General features: G+C 69.9%; 16 protein-coding genes and 5 pseudogenes. 11 read left to right on the forward strand and 10 right to left on the reverse strand.

What is annotated here, in order from left to right:
• Positions 1-230: 230 nt before the first annotated feature.
• From ACF1A1_RS30995 to ACF1A1_RS31010, 4 genes and pseudogenes are all read left to right on the forward strand, one after another.
• Positions 231-506: pseudogene (locus ACF1A1_RS30995) on the forward strand (SRPBCC domain-containing protein); the annotation flags it as partial.
• A 115-nt stretch (positions 507-621) separates the two neighbouring features.
• Entirely contained in the window at positions 622-1,209 is a 588-nt protein-coding gene (locus tag ACF1A1_RS31000) for a TetR/AcrR family transcriptional regulator (RefSeq protein WP_003999404.1), read from the forward strand.
• 367 nt (positions 1,210-1,576) lie between these two features.
• A complete protein-coding gene (locus ACF1A1_RS31005) occupies positions 1,577-1,876 on the forward strand; it encodes a hypothetical protein (RefSeq protein WP_392004312.1) in 300 nt (99 codons plus the stop codon).
• Positions 1,877-1,903: 27 nt separating this feature from the next.
• Positions 1,904-2,762 (forward strand): annotated as a pseudogene (locus ACF1A1_RS31010) (IS5 family transposase).
• 41 nt (positions 2,763-2,803) lie between these two features.
• On the opposite strand, the gene ACF1A1_RS31015 reads toward ACF1A1_RS31010, so the two are convergent.
• Positions 2,804-3,181 carry an STAS domain-containing protein gene (locus tag ACF1A1_RS31015; RefSeq protein WP_392004313.1) on the reverse strand — a complete coding sequence of 126 codons (378 nt, stop codon included), beginning with the start codon at positions 3,179-3,181 and terminating at the stop codon, positions 2,804-2,806.
• A 263-nt stretch (positions 3,182-3,444) separates the two neighbouring features.
• Between ACF1A1_RS31015 and ACF1A1_RS31020 the strand changes: the two genes are divergently transcribed.
• The 3 genes and pseudogenes from ACF1A1_RS31020 to ACF1A1_RS31030 all read left to right on the forward strand — a co-directional run bounded on the left by ACF1A1_RS31020 (position 3,445) and on the right by ACF1A1_RS31030 (position 5,077).
• Positions 3,445-3,786 (forward strand): ANTAR domain-containing protein, encoded by a 342-nt coding sequence (locus ACF1A1_RS31020; protein ID WP_392004314.1) that lies wholly within the window; start codon positions 3,445-3,447, stop codon positions 3,784-3,786.
• A gap of 143 nt (positions 3,787-3,929) precedes the next feature.
• A pseudogene (locus tag ACF1A1_RS31025) lies at positions 3,930-4,138 on the forward strand (DUF6207 family protein).
• Between the two features lie 171 nt (positions 4,139-4,309).
• The gene (locus tag ACF1A1_RS31030) at positions 4,310-5,077 is read left to right on the forward strand and encodes a hypothetical protein (RefSeq protein WP_392004315.1); all 768 of its coding nucleotides are present in this window, start codon (positions 4,310-4,312) and stop codon (positions 5,075-5,077) included.
• Between the two features lie 76 nt (positions 5,078-5,153).
• On the opposite strand, the gene ACF1A1_RS31035 is transcribed toward ACF1A1_RS31030, so the two are convergent.
• From ACF1A1_RS31035 to ACF1A1_RS31050, 4 genes and pseudogenes are all read right to left on the reverse strand, one after another.
• Entirely contained in the window at positions 5,154-5,300 is a 147-nt protein-coding gene (locus ACF1A1_RS31035) for a hypothetical protein (RefSeq protein ID WP_392004316.1), read from the reverse strand.
• A gap of 76 nt (positions 5,301-5,376) precedes the next feature.
• Entirely contained in the window at positions 5,377-6,600 is a 1,224-nt protein-coding gene (locus tag ACF1A1_RS31040) for a PP2C family protein-serine/threonine phosphatase (protein ID WP_392004335.1), read from the reverse strand.
• Between the two features lie 199 nt (positions 6,601-6,799).
• Positions 6,800-7,101, reverse strand: a pseudogene (locus tag ACF1A1_RS31045) (hypothetical protein).
• Between the two features lie 85 nt (positions 7,102-7,186).
• Complete coding sequence (locus ACF1A1_RS31050) at positions 7,187-8,089, reverse strand: replication-relaxation family protein (protein ID WP_392004317.1); 903 nt, start codon at positions 8,087-8,089, stop codon at positions 7,187-7,189.
• Positions 8,090-8,448: 359 nt separating this feature from the next.
• Between ACF1A1_RS31050 and ACF1A1_RS31055 the strand changes: the two genes are divergently transcribed.
• The 4 genes and pseudogenes from ACF1A1_RS31055 to ACF1A1_RS31070 all read left to right on the forward strand — a co-directional run bounded on the left by ACF1A1_RS31055 (position 8,449) and on the right by ACF1A1_RS31070 (position 11,413).
• Entirely contained in the window at positions 8,449-8,880 is a 432-nt protein-coding gene (locus tag ACF1A1_RS31055) for a hypothetical protein (RefSeq protein WP_392004318.1), read from the forward strand.
• 57 nt (positions 8,881-8,937) lie between these two features.
• The gene (locus ACF1A1_RS31060) at positions 8,938-9,264 is read left to right on the forward strand and encodes a hypothetical protein (RefSeq protein WP_392004319.1); all 327 of its coding nucleotides are present in this window, start codon (positions 8,938-8,940) and stop codon (positions 9,262-9,264) included.
• Positions 9,261-10,048: pseudogene (gene istB / locus ACF1A1_RS31065) on the forward strand (IS21-like element helper ATPase IstB). The gene ACF1A1_RS31060 and the pseudogene istB overlap by 4 nt, the downstream one beginning before the upstream one ends.
• 72 nt (positions 10,049-10,120) lie before the next feature.
• Positions 10,121-11,413 carry a GNAT family N-acetyltransferase gene (locus tag ACF1A1_RS31070; protein ID WP_392004320.1) on the forward strand — a complete coding sequence of 431 codons (1,293 nt, stop codon included), beginning with the start codon at positions 10,121-10,123 and terminating at the stop codon, positions 11,411-11,413.
• 117 nt (positions 11,414-11,530) lie between these two features.
• Here ACF1A1_RS31070 and ACF1A1_RS31075 read toward each other — a convergent pair whose 3' ends face one another.
• The 5 genes from ACF1A1_RS31075 to ACF1A1_RS31095 all read right to left on the reverse strand — a co-directional run bounded on the left by ACF1A1_RS31075 (position 11,531) and on the right by ACF1A1_RS31095 (position 17,611).
• Entirely contained in the window at positions 11,531-13,042 is a 1,512-nt protein-coding gene (locus tag ACF1A1_RS31075) for a transposase (protein WP_392004321.1), read from the reverse strand.
• A 41-nt stretch (positions 13,043-13,083) separates the two neighbouring features.
• A complete protein-coding gene (locus ACF1A1_RS31080; protein WP_392004322.1) occupies positions 13,084-13,926 on the reverse strand; it encodes a TnsA-like heteromeric transposase endonuclease subunit in 843 nt (280 codons plus the stop codon).
• 240 nt (positions 13,927-14,166) lie between these two features.
• A complete protein-coding gene (locus tag ACF1A1_RS31085) occupies positions 14,167-14,829 on the reverse strand; it encodes a hypothetical protein (RefSeq protein ID WP_392004323.1) in 663 nt (220 codons plus the stop codon).
• 99 nt (positions 14,830-14,928) lie between these two features.
• Positions 14,929-15,489: a hypothetical protein gene (locus ACF1A1_RS31090; RefSeq protein WP_392004324.1), complete on the reverse strand. Its 561-nt coding sequence runs from the start codon at positions 15,487-15,489 to the stop codon at positions 14,929-14,931.
• 406 nt (positions 15,490-15,895) lie between these two features.
• Complete coding sequence (locus ACF1A1_RS31095; RefSeq protein WP_392004325.1) at positions 15,896-17,611, reverse strand: Helicase associated domain protein; 1,716 nt, start codon at positions 17,609-17,611, stop codon at positions 15,896-15,898.
• Between the last annotated feature and the right edge of the window lie 403 nt (positions 17,612-18,014).

Here is an 18,014-nt window from a genome sequence, read left to right on the forward strand (position 1 = left end):
CGTGGCCGCGGGGTACGGGGCGTCCGTGACGCGGTGCCCCTGAGGCCGTGAAGACGAGCTGGGCGCCCGCTCCGGGAGCTGGGCTGCGGGCAGTGTCCTGCCGAAACATGCCCAGCGCGGCTGGGACTCGCTGCCCGGCACGGTGAAGCGGTCGTCGAGCTTGCCGCCGAAGACGCCGGCGCACGTGATGAGCACGGCAAGGACCGCGATCCGAAGGCGCCCCCCTCGGGCGGGTGTGGGACGTCATCTCCCGCACCGACCGGTACGCCGAGTGGGTCGCCGGAGCCATCGAGGTCACCGACCACCACGGCGTCGTCACCGTCGGCAAGACCTACTCCGAGCGCAACCGCACCCTCGGCCCCCTCAAGACCGACTCGGTCTGGACGGTCAGGGAGATCGAGCCCTTCAAGCGCCGTGTCGACACCGGCACCGGGTTCGCCCCGCTCCAGGACGTCACCAACACCTTCGAGTTCCGCCCGGTCCAAGCCGGTGGACGCACCTCATGATCACCCTGGACGTCCTGCTCCGTTCCGAGGCATCGAGGATCGCCCTCCGACAGGCGGCGGTTTCTGGCCTTGTCGAGCGACCTGTTCGACAGACTGAGTCGGATAGGATGGTGTCATGGCTCATGTGTCCGCGGCGGAGCGCCGCCCCCAACTGATCAAGGCGGCCATCGCCCTCATGGCCAGGGAGGGCGTCGCCGCCGGCAGCACCCGCGCCATTGCCACCGAGCTCGGCGTGGCACAGGCGACCGTGCACTACACCTTCGGCACGAAGGAGGAGCTGTACCGGGCCGTCATGGAACAGCTCACGCACGACCTGATCGACCAGGTGACACAGGCCGCGCCGACGGACGCGAGCTTCGAGGAAACCATCGTCACGCTCGCCGAAGCACTCTGGCGTACCGTGCTCGAACAGCCTGCCTCGCACCAACTGCTCACCGAGCTGAGCATGTTTGCCCTGCGTACGCCACACCTGAAGGAGGCTCTTCAGAGCCACTACAGCGAGGTCCTGGCAGTGACGACGAAACTGGTCGACCAGGCCGCCGAACGCACCGGTCACCAGCTCGGCCAGCCCGCCGAGACGATCGCGAGGTTCTTCCTGGCCGGCTTCGACGGACTGACGATGCAGCACCTCTCCCTGCCGGACGAGGAAGCCGAGCGTGTCTGCCTGCGGGCCTTGGTCTCAGCCGTCCTGGCCATGGCCTGAGGTCGCTCCCGATCACGACGCCACACCACGGCTCCGGTCCCCAGCGCGGCTTCACGGCTGGCGCTGCGGCTGGTGGAGGAGAGGGGAGCCGCGGTCGCGACGGCCTGACGCAGGGATCCTGCCGTGACCCGGACCGGATAACCCGACCATGCCCCATCGGCTGCTCAAGAAAGACCTGTTCAGGTTTCAACCAATGTCCGCTTATGCTCGCCGGCGCCAGCCGCGCAGCGGTGAACCTTGCCAGGCCCACCGCCCTGGCAAGACGACCTCTACGCTCCCCAACCTCCGACGACCCGGGTGCTGTTGCTCACCACCACGCCGGTTGCGGAATCCGCCCTGCAGGCCCGCCTGGGCCGGAGCCCAACGTGTGGCGCTGCATCAGGTGGACGTCGACCCGGAATCCGCACTGACCGAGCTGGCACGGTTGCAGCTCGTTATCGCCGAGCACCATCTGTGCGGCAGACAGGCAGCGCTCCTGCCCGCCGAGCTGCTCCAGGACGTCCGGCCTGTGTCGCGACTGCGGAACGCCTGGCGTGAGTCGGCCCACGTCGCCATGACGATCCTCGCGGCCTTGGCGGCGGCAGCGGGCGCCGCGCACGTCCTGCCGTCGATGGGGGTGGGAGAGGACGTGCGTCCGTGGTTGACCCTAGGTCGTGTCTTCAATTGATCTTGCGTAGTGGATCATGGGCGGGTGATACGTCGTCATGAACTGTCCGATGAGGAGTGGGAGTTCCTCCGTCCGCTGTTGCCCCAGTCCTTGCGTGGGCGGAAGCGGTTGGACGATCGAACCGTGCTCAACGGGATCGTGTGGAAGTTCCGGACAGGCACGGCCTGGCGGGACGTGCCCGAGCGGTACGGCCCCTGGCACACGCTGCACACCCGCTTTCGCCGGTGGGCCCTGGACGGCACCTTCGAGCGGATGCTCCAGGCCGCCCAGGCCCGGGCGGACGCGGCAGGAGAGGTCGACTGGCTAGTGTCGGTCGACTCCACTGTCGTACGCCCCCACAGCATGCCGCCGAGGCCACGAAGAAGGTAACGGGGCGGCCCACTCCGGCGAGCCCGCCGATCACGCGCTCGGACGCTCCCGCGGCGGGCTGAGCACCAAGGTCCACCTGGCCGCAGACGGCCGCGCACGACCCCTCGCCTTCACCGTCACCGCAGGCCAGGCAGGTGATGCACCCGCCTTCGAGACGGTGATGTCCCGCATCCGCGTCCCCCGCACTGGCCCCGGCAGGCCCCGGACCCGGCCCCTGGCCGTGCTGGCCGACCGCGCTTATTCCTCACGTGCCATCCGCAGCCACCTGAGGCGCCGGGGCATCCGCGCGGTCATCCCACAGCCGTCCGACCAAGTCGGCCACCGCCTGCGGCGAGGCCGACTCGGTGGCCGTCCGCCCGGCTTCGACAGCGAGGCATACAAGCAGCGGAACACCGTCGAGCGGTGCATCAACCGCCTCAAGCAGTGGCGCGGCCTGGCCACACGAACCGACAAGCTCGCGATCGCCTACCAGGCCGCACTCCACCTCGCGAGCATCCTCATCTGGACCCAACGCTGACCAAAGAGACAGAACCTAGAGCGGTCGTGCGAGCGCTGACTTTAGTCCGAGGTGGCGTCCGCGACACTGTCACGGACGTCCAGGACAGTGTCGGCTCCGGTGATCTCAAGCACTCGCTTGAACTGTGGCGTAGGCCCGGCCACACGCAGGCTCGTCATGGGGTGGATGTGCAGCAGCAGGTTCAGGAATGTTGAGTCCGCGAACGTGACGCCCGAAGCGTCCAGCACCACCCGGGAATGCTTCCGGGCGGCCGTCTGCAGTGCGTCGGCCACCGGGCCCATGGAATTCATGTCGTAGTCGCCGTGAGCAACAACCACCCAGGCCCCGCCCAGCTCGTACTGAACCACCGCCGCTCGCCCAGGCGCATGTCCATTGAGGTGAGCAGACGGTTCTTGCCGGTCGCGGTCGGCCGTACTCATGTGGTGGATTGTGCCGGGCCGCTCGACAGCGCGCTACACCACCCCCAGAGTGCCTTCGCGTGCCTGACGAGCTGGCGGGAGTGAGCGTTGCAGCGGCGGCTACTCACCGACGGCGGGGTTCGAAAGCAAGCCTCCCGGAGTCCTCCGGATCGTGTCCGGAGGACTCTCGCTTGCTGTGACGGCTGCGCACAGACGGATGCGGAAAGGAAAGCCGGGCAGGCGAACCGGGATGTCCCGTACGCCGTCCCTCACCGGTGATCCTCATGGCCTCCCCCACGCCCGCCGAACCGCAGCCCGCAAGAGCAACAGCCCACGAGCGCGATGCGGAGCTCGAACGAATGCGCGCGGAGAACAGGCAGCTCCACCAGACGCTCGCCTCCCATGCCGTGGTCGACCAGGCCATCGGCGTCCTCGTGGTTCTGGGACATGTCCATCCCGATGACGGCTACACCGTGCTGCGGGAGATTTCCCAGCACACCAACATCAAGCTGTCCGCCGTCGCCGAACACGTTCTCAAGCACGCCCAGGGTGCTGCCCTGCCTGACCTGATCACCAGCGAACTCCACGCCGCGCTGGCCCGGCACAGCCCACGGCGCTCGGCATAGCGTGCTACATGCACACGGACCCCGGCTCGACCGGGCAGCGCCCGGGGTCTCATGTTGGCGAGCCGCAGTTCGCGTCCGTACTCGGTCGGGTGAAGACGCCGGGATCGGAGAACTTCTGCGGGCGCCGACGCGTAGTGCCAGGCATGAGGCAGATCACTAACGCGCACGTGTCAGAGCCGGGCCTGGCTGTGGTGGAGGTCGCGGCCGCCGATGATGACACCGCGCTCGCGGTCCAGGAACTGCTCGCCGCGCGGTGCGCGACGCCCCGGCGGACCGTACGCCCCGTGAGCCCGGCGAACCCGGTGTACGGCTGCGCTGCTTCCTCGACTTGCGTCAGGAGCCCGACTCGTAGCGCTGCGGGCGGCCCGGCCGGCCATGCTCCGCTGACCAGCCGTGGTCGGAGTCATGGTCGGGGCTGGCGGCGGCAGCGTGCGGTGGTCTACCTGGTGGTGTGCTCGGGGTCGGGCAGCTCCGGCGGGAGCCGCTGGTGTGCGGCCGTACCGGTGGGGCCAGAATCTCCGCCATGTCAGAAACCTTCTGGGACGCCCTCAGTTCGATCGGCACCACCCTGGCCCTGGGCGGCGTCGTGTGGCAGGGATACCTCACGCGCAAAGCACTGAAGGTCAGCCAGCTCATGACCGCCGACGCCATCCGCAGCCGACTCGACTCCCAGGCCCCGGACGTCACCCTCAAGCTCAGTCCCCCGCCGTGGGAGCCGCTGGCAGCGACCAACATGGGGATGCCGTGCACCCCCTGGCCGCAGGGGCACACCTGGCACTTCCCCGAACAGCAACATGGCGCCAACCGTCTCGTGCTGCAGCAGGTCCTGGTCCTGGAGAACCTCAGCGACCGGCGCGTGCAGGCACGGTTCGACGGCGACCTGGTCGTGGCCGATGAGGACAGGCGGCCCAATGCCGCCGGCGTCATCGTCCTGGAACCCCGCGAGACAAGCCCGGACGTCTACCTGCAGCGCGAATTCACCATCAAAGAACTCTCGGAGAACTTCACGGCGAAGCAGGCCGGGCAGGAGCTGCCGCACAAAGTGCTCGGCACGGTGACGGCGGAAGACGACCGTGACAATGGGAGCACGGATCGCTGGGACCTGGTGCTGACCGGCTGCCCGGTCGAACCGTTCCCCGACCGGGACGGGCTGTGGAGGATCGCTCCGTGGCACCTGACCGAGGGATCAGGTCTGCGCACCCTGGACTACAGCCTGCTGCCGTCGCGGCAGCGCATCCACTGGGTCTCGCGCGCCAGGGGGATCCAGCTCCCCGCTCCGGACGGCGCGTAACGGCATAGCACCGCTGACCAGCCGTGGTCGGAATCATGGTCGGGTTGGCGGCAGCGTGGTCGGTGCCGTGTTCGGTCTACTCGGTGGTGCAGTCGGGGTCGGGGAGCTCCGGCGGGAAGTGCCGCTCCAGGATCTCCGCCCAGCGGGGCAGGACGACGAAGCCAGTGGTGTCGGCCTGCGCCCGGACCAGCTCGGCCAGCGCTTCGACGAATGGCTGAGCCACTGTGCCCCGGCTCGATCGCGGCGGCAGCCTGCTGCAAACGTTCGTACGCGGCACCCCTCGGCCGAGGCCGGGGGGTTCAGTCCAGGACCGCGAGGTGGTCGGCGGAGCCTCCCCGCCATTCGATCATGAAGAGGGTGGCGTCGTCGCTGGTGCGCCCGCCCCGTTGCTTCTTCAGCGTGTGGGACAGACGGCGCAGATCCGCCCTCATCCCGTCCGACGGCTCCTGCCCAAGGTTGTTGACGCAGCGGATGAGGCGTTCCTCACCGAACGGCTCCCCGCCGTCGACGCGCTCCTCGATGATGCCGTCGGTGTAGCAGAGCACCCGGTCGCCCCGCTGGAGTGTGTGCTCTTTGATGCGGGGCACCTCGCCTCCGACGCCGACGGGCAGCGTCGTCGCGCTCTCCAACTGCCGCACGACCTGGCCGTTACGGATCAGCAGCGGCGCGGGGTGGCCCGCGTTGACCAGCTCCAGCTCACCGGTGGCGATGTTCAGGTGCATCAGCTGCGCCGTGACGAAGTGGTCGGCCCCGAACTGCCGGGAGATCGCATCGTCCATGAACGCGTACTTCTCGGCCAGGCTGATGAACACGCGCCGGGCATGACGGTAGGCGCCGATGACGACGGTCGCCATCGCGGCGGCGTCCAGGTCGTGGCCCATCGCGTCGATCACGGCCATGTGCAGGATGTTGTCGTTGAGGGCGTAGTCGAAACTGTCGCCAGCAACGCGGTAGGCGGGCTCCAGGATGCCTGCCACCTCCACCTGCGGCACAGTCATCGTCAGCGGCGGCAGCAGGCCCCACTGGATCTCCGCGGCCACGCTCATCGGCTCCCGGCGCCGGGCCAGGAAAAACTGGTCGGTGTAGGCGTTCTTGGTGACCAGCATGTCGGCGACCAGGCAGGAAAGCCGGCGCAGCAGGCGCCGGTCATCCTCGTCGACGGTGTCCAGCGTCAGGGCCAGCACGCCCACCTGATCGCTTCCGTCCAGCAGGGGCAGATACATCCGCACACCGCCGGCCTGCGGCACTTCGACGACCTCCGCGCGCTGGAAGGCCCGGCCGGCGGGAGAGCCCACCACCGGCTCAGGCTGGCCCACGTACAGCTTCTTACCCGGCAGCGGCACCAACAGCTCCTGCCCGTAATCCTGGAGCAGGATGGACACGTCACGGCCGCCGATCCTGGCCACCTCATCCGCGATCAGCGGAGCGATCAGCTGCGGCGGCAACAACCGCGCCCGATCCAGCAGCACACCCAGCAGCCGCTCACCGAAACCCTCCGACCGGTCCACGCTCTCCTCGCCCATGGCCCGGTACGCCACCGCCTTCCCGCCACCCGCGCCGACCACTGCCTCCGCACAACGTGACCTGGCCAAGCAGCCGCAACGGCTCATTACGCCATGCGCGGCATGTCGGCCCGCACGGTCCGCAGACTCCTGGCCTGCCTGGCCGGGCCTGTGGTCGGGACGGCCGCTGCCGTGGTGGGGGCCATGGTCGGGCCTGTGGTCAGGGCGTGTCGCCGGAGTAGGAGAAGCAGCAGCTCACCCCCGGGCCGGGCGTGCGGGGCTCGCCAGGGCCTGGGTCGTACAGCGACCGCCCCCGCCGGGGAACTGCCCGAGCTCGGTGGACAGGGCGACACCGTCGCCGACTTCCTCGGTCCGCCACCCGTGGATGTCCAGCAGCAGGCCGTCCAGCGGACCGCCGACCAGTTCGGCGTAGGTCCGGTGCGGGAGCGGGCCGGGGGGGTGGGGTCGTCGTGGGTCGTGGCCGTAGACGCGTCCGTTCAGCAGCTCCTCATCGCCGTTCATGATGATCAGCCTGCAGCCGCCACCGACAACGAGAGCGTGAAGAAGACGGTGGGCCCGGCCTGGGTGGAGGCCGGGCCCACCGTGCTCATCGTGCCTTCGGCAGCGCGGTCAGAGAGCAGCGGTCCTCGCCGCGGCCGTTGCCGACGACCCACCACACCGGCCCATCAGCCCCGTCGCAGGTCAGCAGGGGCAGGGTCGTGGTCGCCACGGTGAGCCGGTAGTTCACGCTCCCGACGAAGCGGGCGCGCTCATGGAAGGCGGCCTCCCTCGTGGCCGGGGCCGCGCGGCGCGGGGCGGGGGCGAAGACGAACAGCACCGGCGGGAAGGGCCGGTCCATCGACGGCCCGGCGTAGGTCTCCTGCCAGTGGCTGCGCGGAGCTCGCGCGGCGTTCCCGCGCCCGGACGGCGGCGCGTTGCGGTAGGCGTCGTAGCGCTCCAGCTTGGCGACCAGGCGAGCGTAGGACATCGTGCGGTCGATCTCCACGAACGCGCTGGAGCCGTCGGCCAGGAGCACCACGCCGTCGGGCACCAGGGAGCCGGCCGGAGGGGGGTGGGCGACTTCCACCTGCCAGTCGGCGTGGTCGGCCATCCCCGCCTGGTGGAAGGCGATGACGGTGTCGACCAGGGCGAGACCGTGCTCCCGCAGGCCCGTCTTGCTGGCGGCGATGCGCTTCCCGGTGGTCCGGCCGGCAGTCGGCGCGAGCTCACCGGAGGCCGCGGCTTCGGCGCGACCCGCCGGGGTGCAGTACCAGTAGCTCTGCTGGGCGCGGTTGGTCCGGCCGACCAGGGCCGGGGATTCGGCGAGCAGGTTGCGCAGCGCGCGCCGGACGTGGTCGGTGCCCTGCTGACGCGGCAGCAGCATTGCCTTGAGCTGGCGGGGTGTGGCCAGGCGCAGTTGGGCGAGGGCGAGCAGGACCTTGCCGCGGAGGTCCGCGTCGGCCTTCGCTGCGGCGGCCTTCCGGGGCCGGGACCGCTTCTCCAGGTACATCAGTACGGGGAGAAGAGGAGTTGCAACCGGCCGGCTTCAGAGCCGCGTTTGGCTTTGTATCTCAGTGCGGGAGTGGCCTGCGGGCCGATCCCCGCATCCAGCATCTGGCGTGCGACTGCCTCCGCCATGGCGGTCAAGCCAGTCGTAAGTTCTGGCTCCGGGCCGCACTTACCGGGGCCGGGTGGAGGCGGATCGATGGACGGCGTTCCGCTCGCACCGGGGTATCGAGGCGTTCTACTGCCGGCCCGGCATCGAGGGCGCCCACGAGAAGGGCGGGGTCGAGGGGCGGATCGGCTACTACCGGCGCAACCACTTCGTTCCCGTTCCCGAGGTCCGCCTCGCTCACCGAGCTGAACGCGATGGTCGACCAGTGGGATCTGGACGACGAGGCGCGGCGTCTGCGGGGCCGTACCCGGACCGTCGGGGACTACTTCGCGGCTGAACAGCACCTGCTCAAGCCGCTGCCTACCGAGCCGTTCGAGACGGGCCGCTGGTTTACCCCGCGGGTCAACCGGTTCAGCCAGATCAGCGTCCGCGGCTACGCCTACTCGGTGCCGGTCCGCTTCATCGGACGTCAGCTGCGCGTCCTGCTGCACGCCAATGAACTGATCGTCTACGACGGCCGGACCGTGGTCGCCCGGCACGAGCGCCTGGGCGGCCGCAACGGCTCCCGCCTGGTCCTGGACCACTACCTGGAGGCACTGCTGCGCAAGCCGGGTGCCTTCCCGGGATCGACGGCGCTGGAACAGGCCCGCTCCGCGGGCCGTTTCACCCCCGTCCACGACAAGTGATGGGCGGCAGCGAAGGCCGCGCACGGCGACGCGGCCGGCCCCCGGGCTCTGATCGAGGTGCTGCTGCTGGGCCGGCACATGGACCACGAGCAGGTCGTCGCCGGGCTGGCGGCCGCCTACCGGGCGGGGGCCCTGACTGCAGACGCGGTCGCGCTGGAAGCCCGCAAGCTCGCCGAATCGGACGGAGAACCGGCCCTGCCGGCCTGTTCTGGGCCCGGGGCGTCGGCGTCGGAGGACGAGGGGCCGACCGCGTCGGTGACCTTTCTCGCCGACTGGCGGCTGTCCCACCTGCCGCCCGACAACCGGCCGCTGCCCTCGGTGGCTCACTACGACCAGCTCCTGCAACGGCCTGGCCGCACGGCCGGCAAGAAAGAAGGATCATGACGCGCAAGCGTGGACTCACCGAGGAAGCCGCCACCGCCTCCATCGACCAGGCGTGCCGCATGCTGCGGCTGCTCACCATCCGCCAGCAGTTCAAGGACCAGGCCGACGGCGCAGCCCGCGAGCAGATGTCATACCGGGCCTTCCTGGCCGAACTCCTGATGGCCGAGTGCGATGACCGGGCCCGCCGCAGGTCCGAGCGCCGCATCAGGCCGCGGCCTTCCCGCGGGAGAAGAGCCTGCGGGCGTTCGACTTCGACGCCAACCCCAGCGTCGACCCCGCCACCATCAACACGCTCGCGACCTGCGAGTGGGTCAAGAAGGGCGAGCCGCTCTGCCTGATCGGTGACTCCGGCACCGGCAAGTCCCACCTGCTCATAGCCCTGGGCACCGAGGCCGCCATGCAGGGCTTCAGGGTCCGCTACGTGCTGGCGACCAAGCTCGTCAACGAGCTGGTCGAGGCCGCCGACGAGAAGCAGCTGTCGAAGACGATCGCCCGCTACGGCCGTGTCGATCTTTTATGCATCGATGAACTCGGATACATGGAACTGGACCGCCGCGGCGCCGAGTTGCTGTTCCAGGTCCTGACCGAACGCGAGGAGAAGAACAGCGTCGCCATCGCCTCCAACGAATCGTTTTCCGGCTGGACGAAGACGTTCACCGACCCACGCCTCTGCGCGGCCATCGTCGATAGCCTCACCTTCAACGGCGCCATCATCCAGACCGGAACCGAGTCCTACCGCCTCGCCCACACCAAGGCCCAAGCCGAACGCGCCGCGGCCGACTGACACCCCCTGATGCGTGGGCCTGAGGAGATATTTGGTTGCTCGCCTGCGGGGCTGATGGATGCAATGTCAGGCATGGTGACTGAGGTCCGCTCGCCGCGCCGGGATGAGATGGCTGCATACTACCGGGCATTGCCGTTTGCGAACGGTTTGCCGAGCTGGGAACCTGCGGACGCCGCGTGGCACGGTGGCCCCGAGCCGTGGCCTCCGCAGCGCACCCCTGCGAGCGCTGAGCAGCTTGAGAAGTGGGCGGCAGCCGATATCGAGGACGGTTCCTTCCACCCGATAGCGACGTTCGTAGACGGCAGGTGTGTCGGTGCGTCGGCGACGATCTCCTTCGAGGTGACGGTCCCTGGCGGGGGAACGGCGAGGATGGCCGGCGTCACTGCTACCGGGGTGATCGCGACGCATCGCCGGCGCGGTTACCTGCGGCAGATGATGCAGGCCATGTTCGAGGCGGCCCTGGAGCGAGGCGAGCCGTTGGCGATGCTCAGCGCGAGCGAGGGCAGCATCTATGGGCGGTTCGGGTTCTCGCCCGCGACCTACCGCACCCGGTGGGAGCTGGCCCGTCACGAAGCAGTCCTCCTTCCGGCAGAGCCGGATCCCGGGTCACTGGAGTTGGTCGACGCTGCGCAGGCGAGAACGGCCTGGCCGCGGGTGCACGCGGACGTGCGTGCACATCGCGTCGGAGAGCTCAGCCCTCTGCCTGGGCGCTGGGACGGGCTGTCCGACGAAGCAGACGGCACAAACGGACCGCTTCGCTTTCTCGCCCACCACGACCAGTACGGCAATGTGGATGGCATCGCCAACTTCCGGCTGCCGTGGTCCCCGACCGCTGACCGTGCGGGAACGCTCGTGGTGGAAGCCCTGGAGGCTACGAACCCTGTGGCCTACCGCGCTTTGTGGGGACTGCTGATCGACTTCGACCTCACCAAGACCGTCGTGGCGCCTGGCCGTCCGCGCGACGAACCCCTGCGGTGGATGCTCACCAACCCGCGGGCGATGCGCATCACTCGCCAGACGGACAACCTCTGGGCGCGCCTGCTCGACGTCCCCCGAGCCCTGACGCAACGCTCATACCTCACACCCGGCGAGCTGAAATTCACCATCGACGACGACCAGATGTGCCCGGCGAACAACAGGACATGGCATCTGAAGGCAGACGACGCAGTGACGTGCGTTCCGACCGACGAGACGGCGGACCTGACCATCACGCTCTCGGCGCTCAGCTCGCTCTACTTCGGTGGCATGTCGGCGCGCCACCTGGCGCATGCGGGCCGCATCATTACGCACGGCGACGACGCGATCGGACATCTTGCCCGAATGTTTTGGACCGACCCCGAACCGCACAACTCCTTCGGCTTCTGATCAAACTCGACCGGCCGACCTTGGGCACGTCATTCGAACATCGCATGATCCTCGACGGCGTCGGGAGCTGACGATGGGACACAACGGCGCGGTGACATCAATTCACATCGACATTGATCATGCGCGTGCCCCTCGAGTGACTCCCGAACTCACCTCGAAATGGCATCCACGGAAACTGACACAGCCACCGGCGACGCCCAGCAGTACCCGCCACATCTCATCCGGGGTCAGGGCCGCCTTGGACAGCAGCGGGTGCCGCAGGGCTTGTTGGGGGCGGTTGTGCCAGCGGGCGGTGATCCACTCGTCCAGCACATCCTGCAGATGCAGCAGACTGAAGAACGCCTCCGCCTGTCGCGCCATGTTGTCCTGCGAGCGCATTCCAGGCCGGGCGGCGGCCCTCACCTCGGCGGCGTGCCGGGTGAACACAGCGGCGAGCACCTTCACGGTGTCCCCGGCAACACTGCGCATGCCGCCCTGCCGTGCGGGGACGGCTTCCAGGCTCACGCCGAGGCTTTCGCACACGGTGAGGAACCAGGGCGTGACGGCGGCCGCCGCCGGGCCGAAGACCAGGGTCTCGGGCACAGCCGCCGGGCGAGCCGCCGTTGCCTCAAGCCGGGCCGGCAGTGTCATCAGCCGCTCGGGCAGCCCCTCGTGGGCTGCCTGCAGCATCTCCTGCCACCTGGGGCGCATCGCGAGAGGGACGGCCATCTCGGCCATCAGCACCGACAGTTCGACCGGCGTGGCCTGCTGCGGGTGCAGCACGGCGGCCAGCACGCAGCCCGTGGCCCCGTCCAGTGCGGCGATGACCGACACCGCCACCGGACGGCCGTCCTCGCCCACCACCTCGATGCCGAGGCGGGCGGTGGCGACATGGACCCGCTCGGCGGGCCGCAGGGCAGGCGGCCCGCCGCCTGCCCGGTCTGGGCTGGTGGCGGTGCGTGCCGGGCTGCCGGGCGGCTCGGCCGGATCCGCCAGCACCCTCACCAGCCGATACAGCGACGACCGGGCCGGCAGCCGCACCCGGCCCTTCCCATAGGTCTCCGTCACGATCAGTTCGGCCAGGTCGATGACCTGCTTCACGGTCGTCGCCCTGCGGCCGCGACGCTGGCGCAGCGCCTCCAAAACGGCGGCCACCACCCGCTCGTCCGGACGCCCGCTGGGGGAGGAGGCGCGCAGGGACCGTTTGTCCACCAGCCCCAGCAGCCCCTGGCGCTGGTAGGCCAGCCGCATCCGCTGCACCGTGGGCCGGCTGACCTTCGTCCAGCCCAGCGCGGCAAGCTCTTTCGCCTTGGCGTGCTCCCGCTCGGCGAGCGTGAATCGCTGCGGGTCGTACTCGGGCCTCAATTCGCCGCCGCTGCCGGGACCGTCGGGCAACCCGGTCTCGACCTCGCGGATGTGCCGCAGCCAGGCCATCGCCCGCTCCCGGGCCGGCAGGGGCAGCGCCGCCCACACGGGGGCGGCGGGAACCTGCAAGGTGGCCTGGCCGAGGACCTCGAAGCCGTCGGCGGCCACCAGGTGGGCGGCCAGCACGCACCCGGTGGTCCCGTCGTCGGCGACCAGGTGCACTCTTCCGTCGACCAGGCCACTCACCTGCCAGGTGCGGGCCTCGAACCTGATCTGAGTGCCCACCTCAACACACCGCCCGCCGGGGGCGGTTACCTTGTGCCTGCTCACCTGCCGTGCTGCTCCTGCTCCCCGTCGCCTGTAACCGGGCCGGGCGCAACGAGGGTGTGCTCGCCCAGCGGCCGTATCAGGTCCGCGGCCAGCCGGCCGTGCCACAGCGCGTGATAGAGCACCGGCAGCGCGGTGAGGACCTCGCCCGCCGCCGCGGCCCCGGCCATCAGCGGCCGCTGGGTGGTGAACGCCTCCAGCACCGCCTTCTCAAGCCCGCCGGCGTCGCGGTGGCGCGGATGGCGGTAGCCGGCCAGCCACCGCACATTCGCCGCCACCGCCTTGTCCGGCGCCACCAGACGCCGGTAGGTGAACCCCGCCGCCGCACACGCCGCGGCAAGCACCGCGGCGGCGTGCTCGGCCCGCGTCCCGGCGGCCGTCGAGGCGGCGGGGCAGTCGGCGAGCAGCGCGCGGCCGTCGGCGTAGCGGGCGAACAGCTGCGGCACCCACGTCCGGGCCCGCCCGCTGTCCGGATCCCGCCAGATCAGCCGCACCGGCCGCGCTGAGAGGCCCACCACCTGCGGATCGCGGTCCAGGACCATCAGCTGCATGCACATCGCCTGCGAACCGTGCATCACATGCCGCCCGGTCGTGGCCGACCACCACCAGCCCGGCCCCCACCGCCGCCCGGGCACCACCGGGAACGCCGCCGCCGGCGCAAGCTGCTCGAACCGCACCGCCACGGCCGCCTCAGCCCAGCGGCGCTGCACCAGCGTGCCGTCCACCCCGGCGAACTCCGCCTCCACCGCGCCCGCGTCCGGTACCCGGCAGGCGCCGGACGCGACGGCGGGCAAGCCGGCCTGCGCGCCGTCCTGGCTGCTGTCGATGATCACGAACTCCATATAACGCCATGCCTGTCCTGCCGCGCAGGCGAACCGGCCGGTAACCCCCAATCGCGTCAACTGCGTTGCCTGGCAAGCCTGTTGGGCCGCGCGCGGGCCAAGATGCCACCCAGGCTCGCCGGTGTCAGTGCGCACCCCTGCACTTTTTCGGCTGCCGGGCCGCCCTTCTTCGACCGCTGCTCGCCGTACGCAGAGCGGACCGTAATGCCAGGGCCGCTGCCCGGGCTGGCGTCGAGTGCGTCAGTCTTCACTGCGGCCCACGGCGAGTATCTGTGACAGCTCCTCGGCGGGCAGGCGGGACCACTGGGCCAACTCCTCAAGCGCCACCCCGGCCGCGACGGCCGCGGCGGCGGTATGCAGCACGGCCCGGTCGATCAGCTCGGCACTCTGACTGAGGCGCTCCAGCAGTTCCCGGGCCACCTCGGCGGTGGTGCCGCTGTGAGGGCCGCGCAGCTGCGCCAGCTCCTCGCGGGCCTCGTCGAGCAACTGCGTAATGTGGAAGCGGTGTTCGGCAGAAACGGTGGCACGCCACCGGGTGCCCGAGCCGCCCGCCTGTGCCTCCGCCGCCATGACACGCAGCTGGCCGGCCATCGTTGCGGGCTGCTGCTCCCGCTTCAGATGCCACGGATCGTCCCGCCATCCCGGCGGCCCGCTGCCGCGGCGGGCGCGCACGATCGCATTCCTCCAGCCGCTCAGCGGGCCGCCGTAGTCGGTGGCGGCCAGAGACCCCAGCCAGTCCCGGTCCACACGCTCGCCCAGCCGGTGGCACAACGGGGCGTCCTCGCCCCGCACCCGAGGCCGCATCCCCCCGCTTGCGCGCCAGACCAGCTCGGCCATGGCGGGGTCCAGCAGCGCGTCGGCGACAGCCACCACCTCGGGGAAGATGACCGCGTCCCGCCCCACGATCCGCCACCGCTCCAGCTCAGTTCCGGCGTTGCCGCCCGCGACCTGGTGCAGCCGGCGCGGCCAGATCGTCTCCCGCTCCCAGCCAAGGGCCTGCTCCTACCACCGGGCCACCACCGCATGCACCAGTGCGAACACCCGCTCCGGCTCTACTCCGGCCCGTGCTGCCCGCCGCGCCACACCGGCCCACTGCCGCTGCGCCGCGGCCACTTCCGGCAGGTGCCGCACGTCCAGATGCTCCAGGGGCTGGTCGGCGTCGGCGTCCAGGAGCCACCGCCCGTGCCGGACGCACACCCGCTCCCAGCGCGGCGCGTACCGCACCACCCGCACGGCCGTCCCCGTGCGGCGGGCCGTGCACAGGCGGCAGCCGAACGCCACCGGCCCGGCGACCGCGCTCCCCGTCCGCCACGCCGCCGCCGGCACCCCGTTCCTTCCGGCCGACAGCTTGGCGTCCTCCTGTCCCCAGGACGGCAACGCCCGCGCCAGGACGTCTTCCTCGACGCCGCACAGGCCTGCCAGGAGCTGGCGTCCGGCTGCGTTCAGCAGCACCTCGGCCTGCGCGCCCCCGCCGCCGTCGTACCTGCGGAGTTGCACGAAGGCGTCGTCACGGCCCCACACCAGGGAGCCCACCGTAGCCCGGGGCTCCTGGGCTCTCGGCATGATGATGACACCGGCTGAACTTGATCAGGGGGATTCGAATGAGAACGACGGGAACACAGACTCCATGACGAACTCCAATGACGAAGCGCAGACGTCCCATGCACCGGGATCCCAGCCGAGCGTCCACCCGGGTTCCGACGAACCGCAGACGATCACGGCGCCGACACCGCCCGTCGCGTGGAGCAGCGGCGCTCCGGACCAAGCCGACCTGGCCGACGAAGAGGACGAGTCGGAACGGCCCCGCACTCGCGAAGAATCGAAGACTACGCCCCCCAGCGACTGAGCCGCTTGTTGGGGCGAGGTCAGCGCCCTGCTGGTGCGGCGACGGCCAGGGGCTGAGACCGAGGAAGTCAACCCGTGGCAAGGGTCACGGCGGGCTGTTGTGATCAGGCGGTTGCGTGCATGGTCATGTCCAGCGCATTCCGATCTTCGACAGCTGCTCGATCCGTTCCGGTGTTAGCGTCGCAGCCCGTGAGCGTTGGTTGCTGATCCATGCCCCGAGCCGGATCTCTCGTTCTTCCCGCTGCTCCTGGCCCTTGCTGCTGTCGTCGTCTCCTTTGCCGCCGATGACGATTGGTTCGACGTGCTTGCGCGGCACCTTCAGGTGTCCTTCGCGTTCGTAGTACTGCTTGGCGGCGGCGAGATGGAGCGCCCACTTCTCAGCCTGGCTCGTGCGTGGCTTGGGCTTTTCGTCGTCGGTGGCGGGCTGGATGCCGAGGATGTGCTCGCACATCCACTGCTGCACGGTCGTGAGTTTGTCCCAACCGAAGCGGACCGTCTTGACCCATCGCCCGAGGTCCTCGCCCTGGCGTACGACCTCGCCCGGCTTGGTCGGCAGCTCGCCACCCTCATCCAGGTGCTGCCGGGTGAGGTGGAAGCAGCGTTGCCATTCCACTGGCCATGTGGGGCACCAGGAGGGGTCGATGTCCTCCAGCTGCTCGCGCCGGTCTTCCGGCAGCGCGCCGGCTGACGACTGAACTGGCAGGCCCTCGGCACGCCGTTGCTCGATTTCAGCGGCCTTCCGGGCGGCGGCGCGTGCGTTCTTCAGCCAGATGCCCACCCGGTACCCCTGGTAGGTGGCGTCCAGCGGCGCCAGGAGGTGGCCCGCTTCGGCAGCCCACCCACGCGCCGCAGCCAGGCCCTCTTCCCAGGCGACGTCGAAGTGCGACCACACCATCCCCAGCTTCTCCAACTGCTTGATGCGGTCGGTGTCCATGTTGCCGCGGGCGTAGAACCTGCGAGCGTCGGCGGTCCATTGCCCCAGTGGGAACCCTGCGAGCGAGGCGGGCCACCGTTCGGCTTCCGGCTCCTGGTCGTCCTTGCCGGGCACGCGGTACGTGAACGGCACGCGCAGGTCGCCGTGGAGCCGGTTGTAGAGGGTGGCGGCTTCGATGCCGCGTCGCCAGTGCTGGTGTTCGGGGTTGAGGACGCGCAGGTTGATGAACGCGGCCAGCTGCGCGGGGTCACGCGGGGTGGAGAACTTCAGCAGCTCCCGGGCTGGCGTCGACAGTCCGCGGTCGCCGCCCTCGGCTCCTTCGCCTCCGGAACGTGTCTGTACGCCTCTGACACGGCTTGGCGCCTGGGGCTGCGCCAGAGCCTCCACGACACGGGCGTCGTGTGCTCTGAGCGCTTCCAAAAGCTTGGCCAGGCCGCCGTACGCCCGACTGGTGAGCATGTTGTCGGCCGTCTCTCCGGGCCCGAGCAGGACGGGCACGACCAGCGACGCCGTCTTGCCTTCGCCGGGTTGCATGCGCAGCGCGCGGCCGACGGCCTGGACGAGGTCGGGCATGGAGCCGCGTACGTCAGCGAAGTACACGGAGTCACAGTGGGATGTATCGACGCCTTCGCCGAGCACCCGAACGGACCCGAGGAACGTCTTCTCCACCACGGTGCCATCAGCGGCGATTCCTCTGGAGAACTCGTCCAGGACACGGCGCCGGTGGAGCGGGTTGTGCTCGCCGCACAGCCAGTCGGCCCAGATGGTCCTTGGGTACAGCTTGGGGTCGGTGGCATGCAGCCGCTTCGCGACGTCGCCAAGGCCGGCCGCGAAAGCCTCGGCCTCCTTCACGACGTGGTGGAAGACGAGCGTGCGGCGGAAGCCTTCTTCGGCCGATGCCTTCACTAGGGCGGTCTGCAGGGCGGCGAGCCGGGCCCCGCGGACCTGCTGTCGATCCGGGGGTGGGTAGTTGGTGTGCTGGGTGGGGTGTGAGCTGTGGGGTTGGGTGTTGGTTGAGAATGGGGTTTGTCGGGGGTGGGGTGGGGCTGAGCTGGGGTTGTGTGGGTTGTAGTGGGAATTTCCGGGGCGTTGTGGGTAGCTTCTGCGTCTAATGGTCCGGGGTGTGTTTTGGCTGGTCAGGCGTGTGGTGCCTGGTCAGAGGCCTGGCCTGGTGTCTGTGGTGTCGGAGCGTTGTAGGGGCCGTTCGGGCGGGTCGGGGGCTGGTAGCTCCTGGCTCGGTGGTCGGTGGGTTGGGGCTCTTGCCGGTCCAGTACAGGGCGGTGTCGATGTCGCGTGCGGTCCAGCCGTC

The organism is Streptomyces sp. NPDC014995, from assembly GCF_043080745.1.
In the GTDB taxonomy this organism is placed as follows: Bacteria; Actinomycetota; Actinomycetes; order Streptomycetales; family Streptomycetaceae; genus Streptomyces.

Excerpts from the sequence above, each read along its gene's own strand:
- ACF1A1_RS31000 (WP_003999404.1), top strand. The coding sequence starts at position 622 with ATGGCTCATGTGTCCGCGGCGGAGCGCCGCCCCCAACTGATCAAGGCG.
- ACF1A1_RS31015 (WP_392004313.1), bottom strand. The coding sequence starts at position 3,181 with ATGAGTACGGCCGACCGCGACCGGCAAGAACCGTCTGCTCACCTCAAT.
- ACF1A1_RS31020 (WP_392004314.1), top strand. The coding sequence starts at position 3,445 with ATGGCCTCCCCCACGCCCGCCGAACCGCAGCCCGCAAGAGCAACAGCC.
- ACF1A1_RS31030 (WP_392004315.1), top strand. The coding sequence starts at position 4,310 with ATGTCAGAAACCTTCTGGGACGCCCTCAGTTCGATCGGCACCACCCTG.
- ACF1A1_RS31040 (WP_392004335.1), bottom strand. The coding sequence starts at position 6,600 with ATGGGCGAGGAGAGCGTGGACCGGTCGGAGGGTTTCGGTGAGCGGCTG.
- ACF1A1_RS31050 (WP_392004317.1), bottom strand. The coding sequence starts at position 8,089 with ATGTACCTGGAGAAGCGGTCCCGGCCCCGGAAGGCCGCCGCAGCGAAG.
- ACF1A1_RS31055 (WP_392004318.1), top strand. The coding sequence starts at position 8,449 with ATGGTCGACCAGTGGGATCTGGACGACGAGGCGCGGCGTCTGCGGGGC.
- ACF1A1_RS31070 (WP_392004320.1), top strand. The coding sequence starts at position 10,121 with ATGGTGACTGAGGTCCGCTCGCCGCGCCGGGATGAGATGGCTGCATAC.
- ACF1A1_RS31080 (WP_392004322.1), bottom strand. The coding sequence starts at position 13,926 with ATGGAGTTCGTGATCATCGACAGCAGCCAGGACGGCGCGCAGGCCGGC.
- ACF1A1_RS31090 (WP_392004324.1), bottom strand. The coding sequence starts at position 15,489 with ATGCCGAGAGCCCAGGAGCCCCGGGCTACGGTGGGCTCCCTGGTGTGG.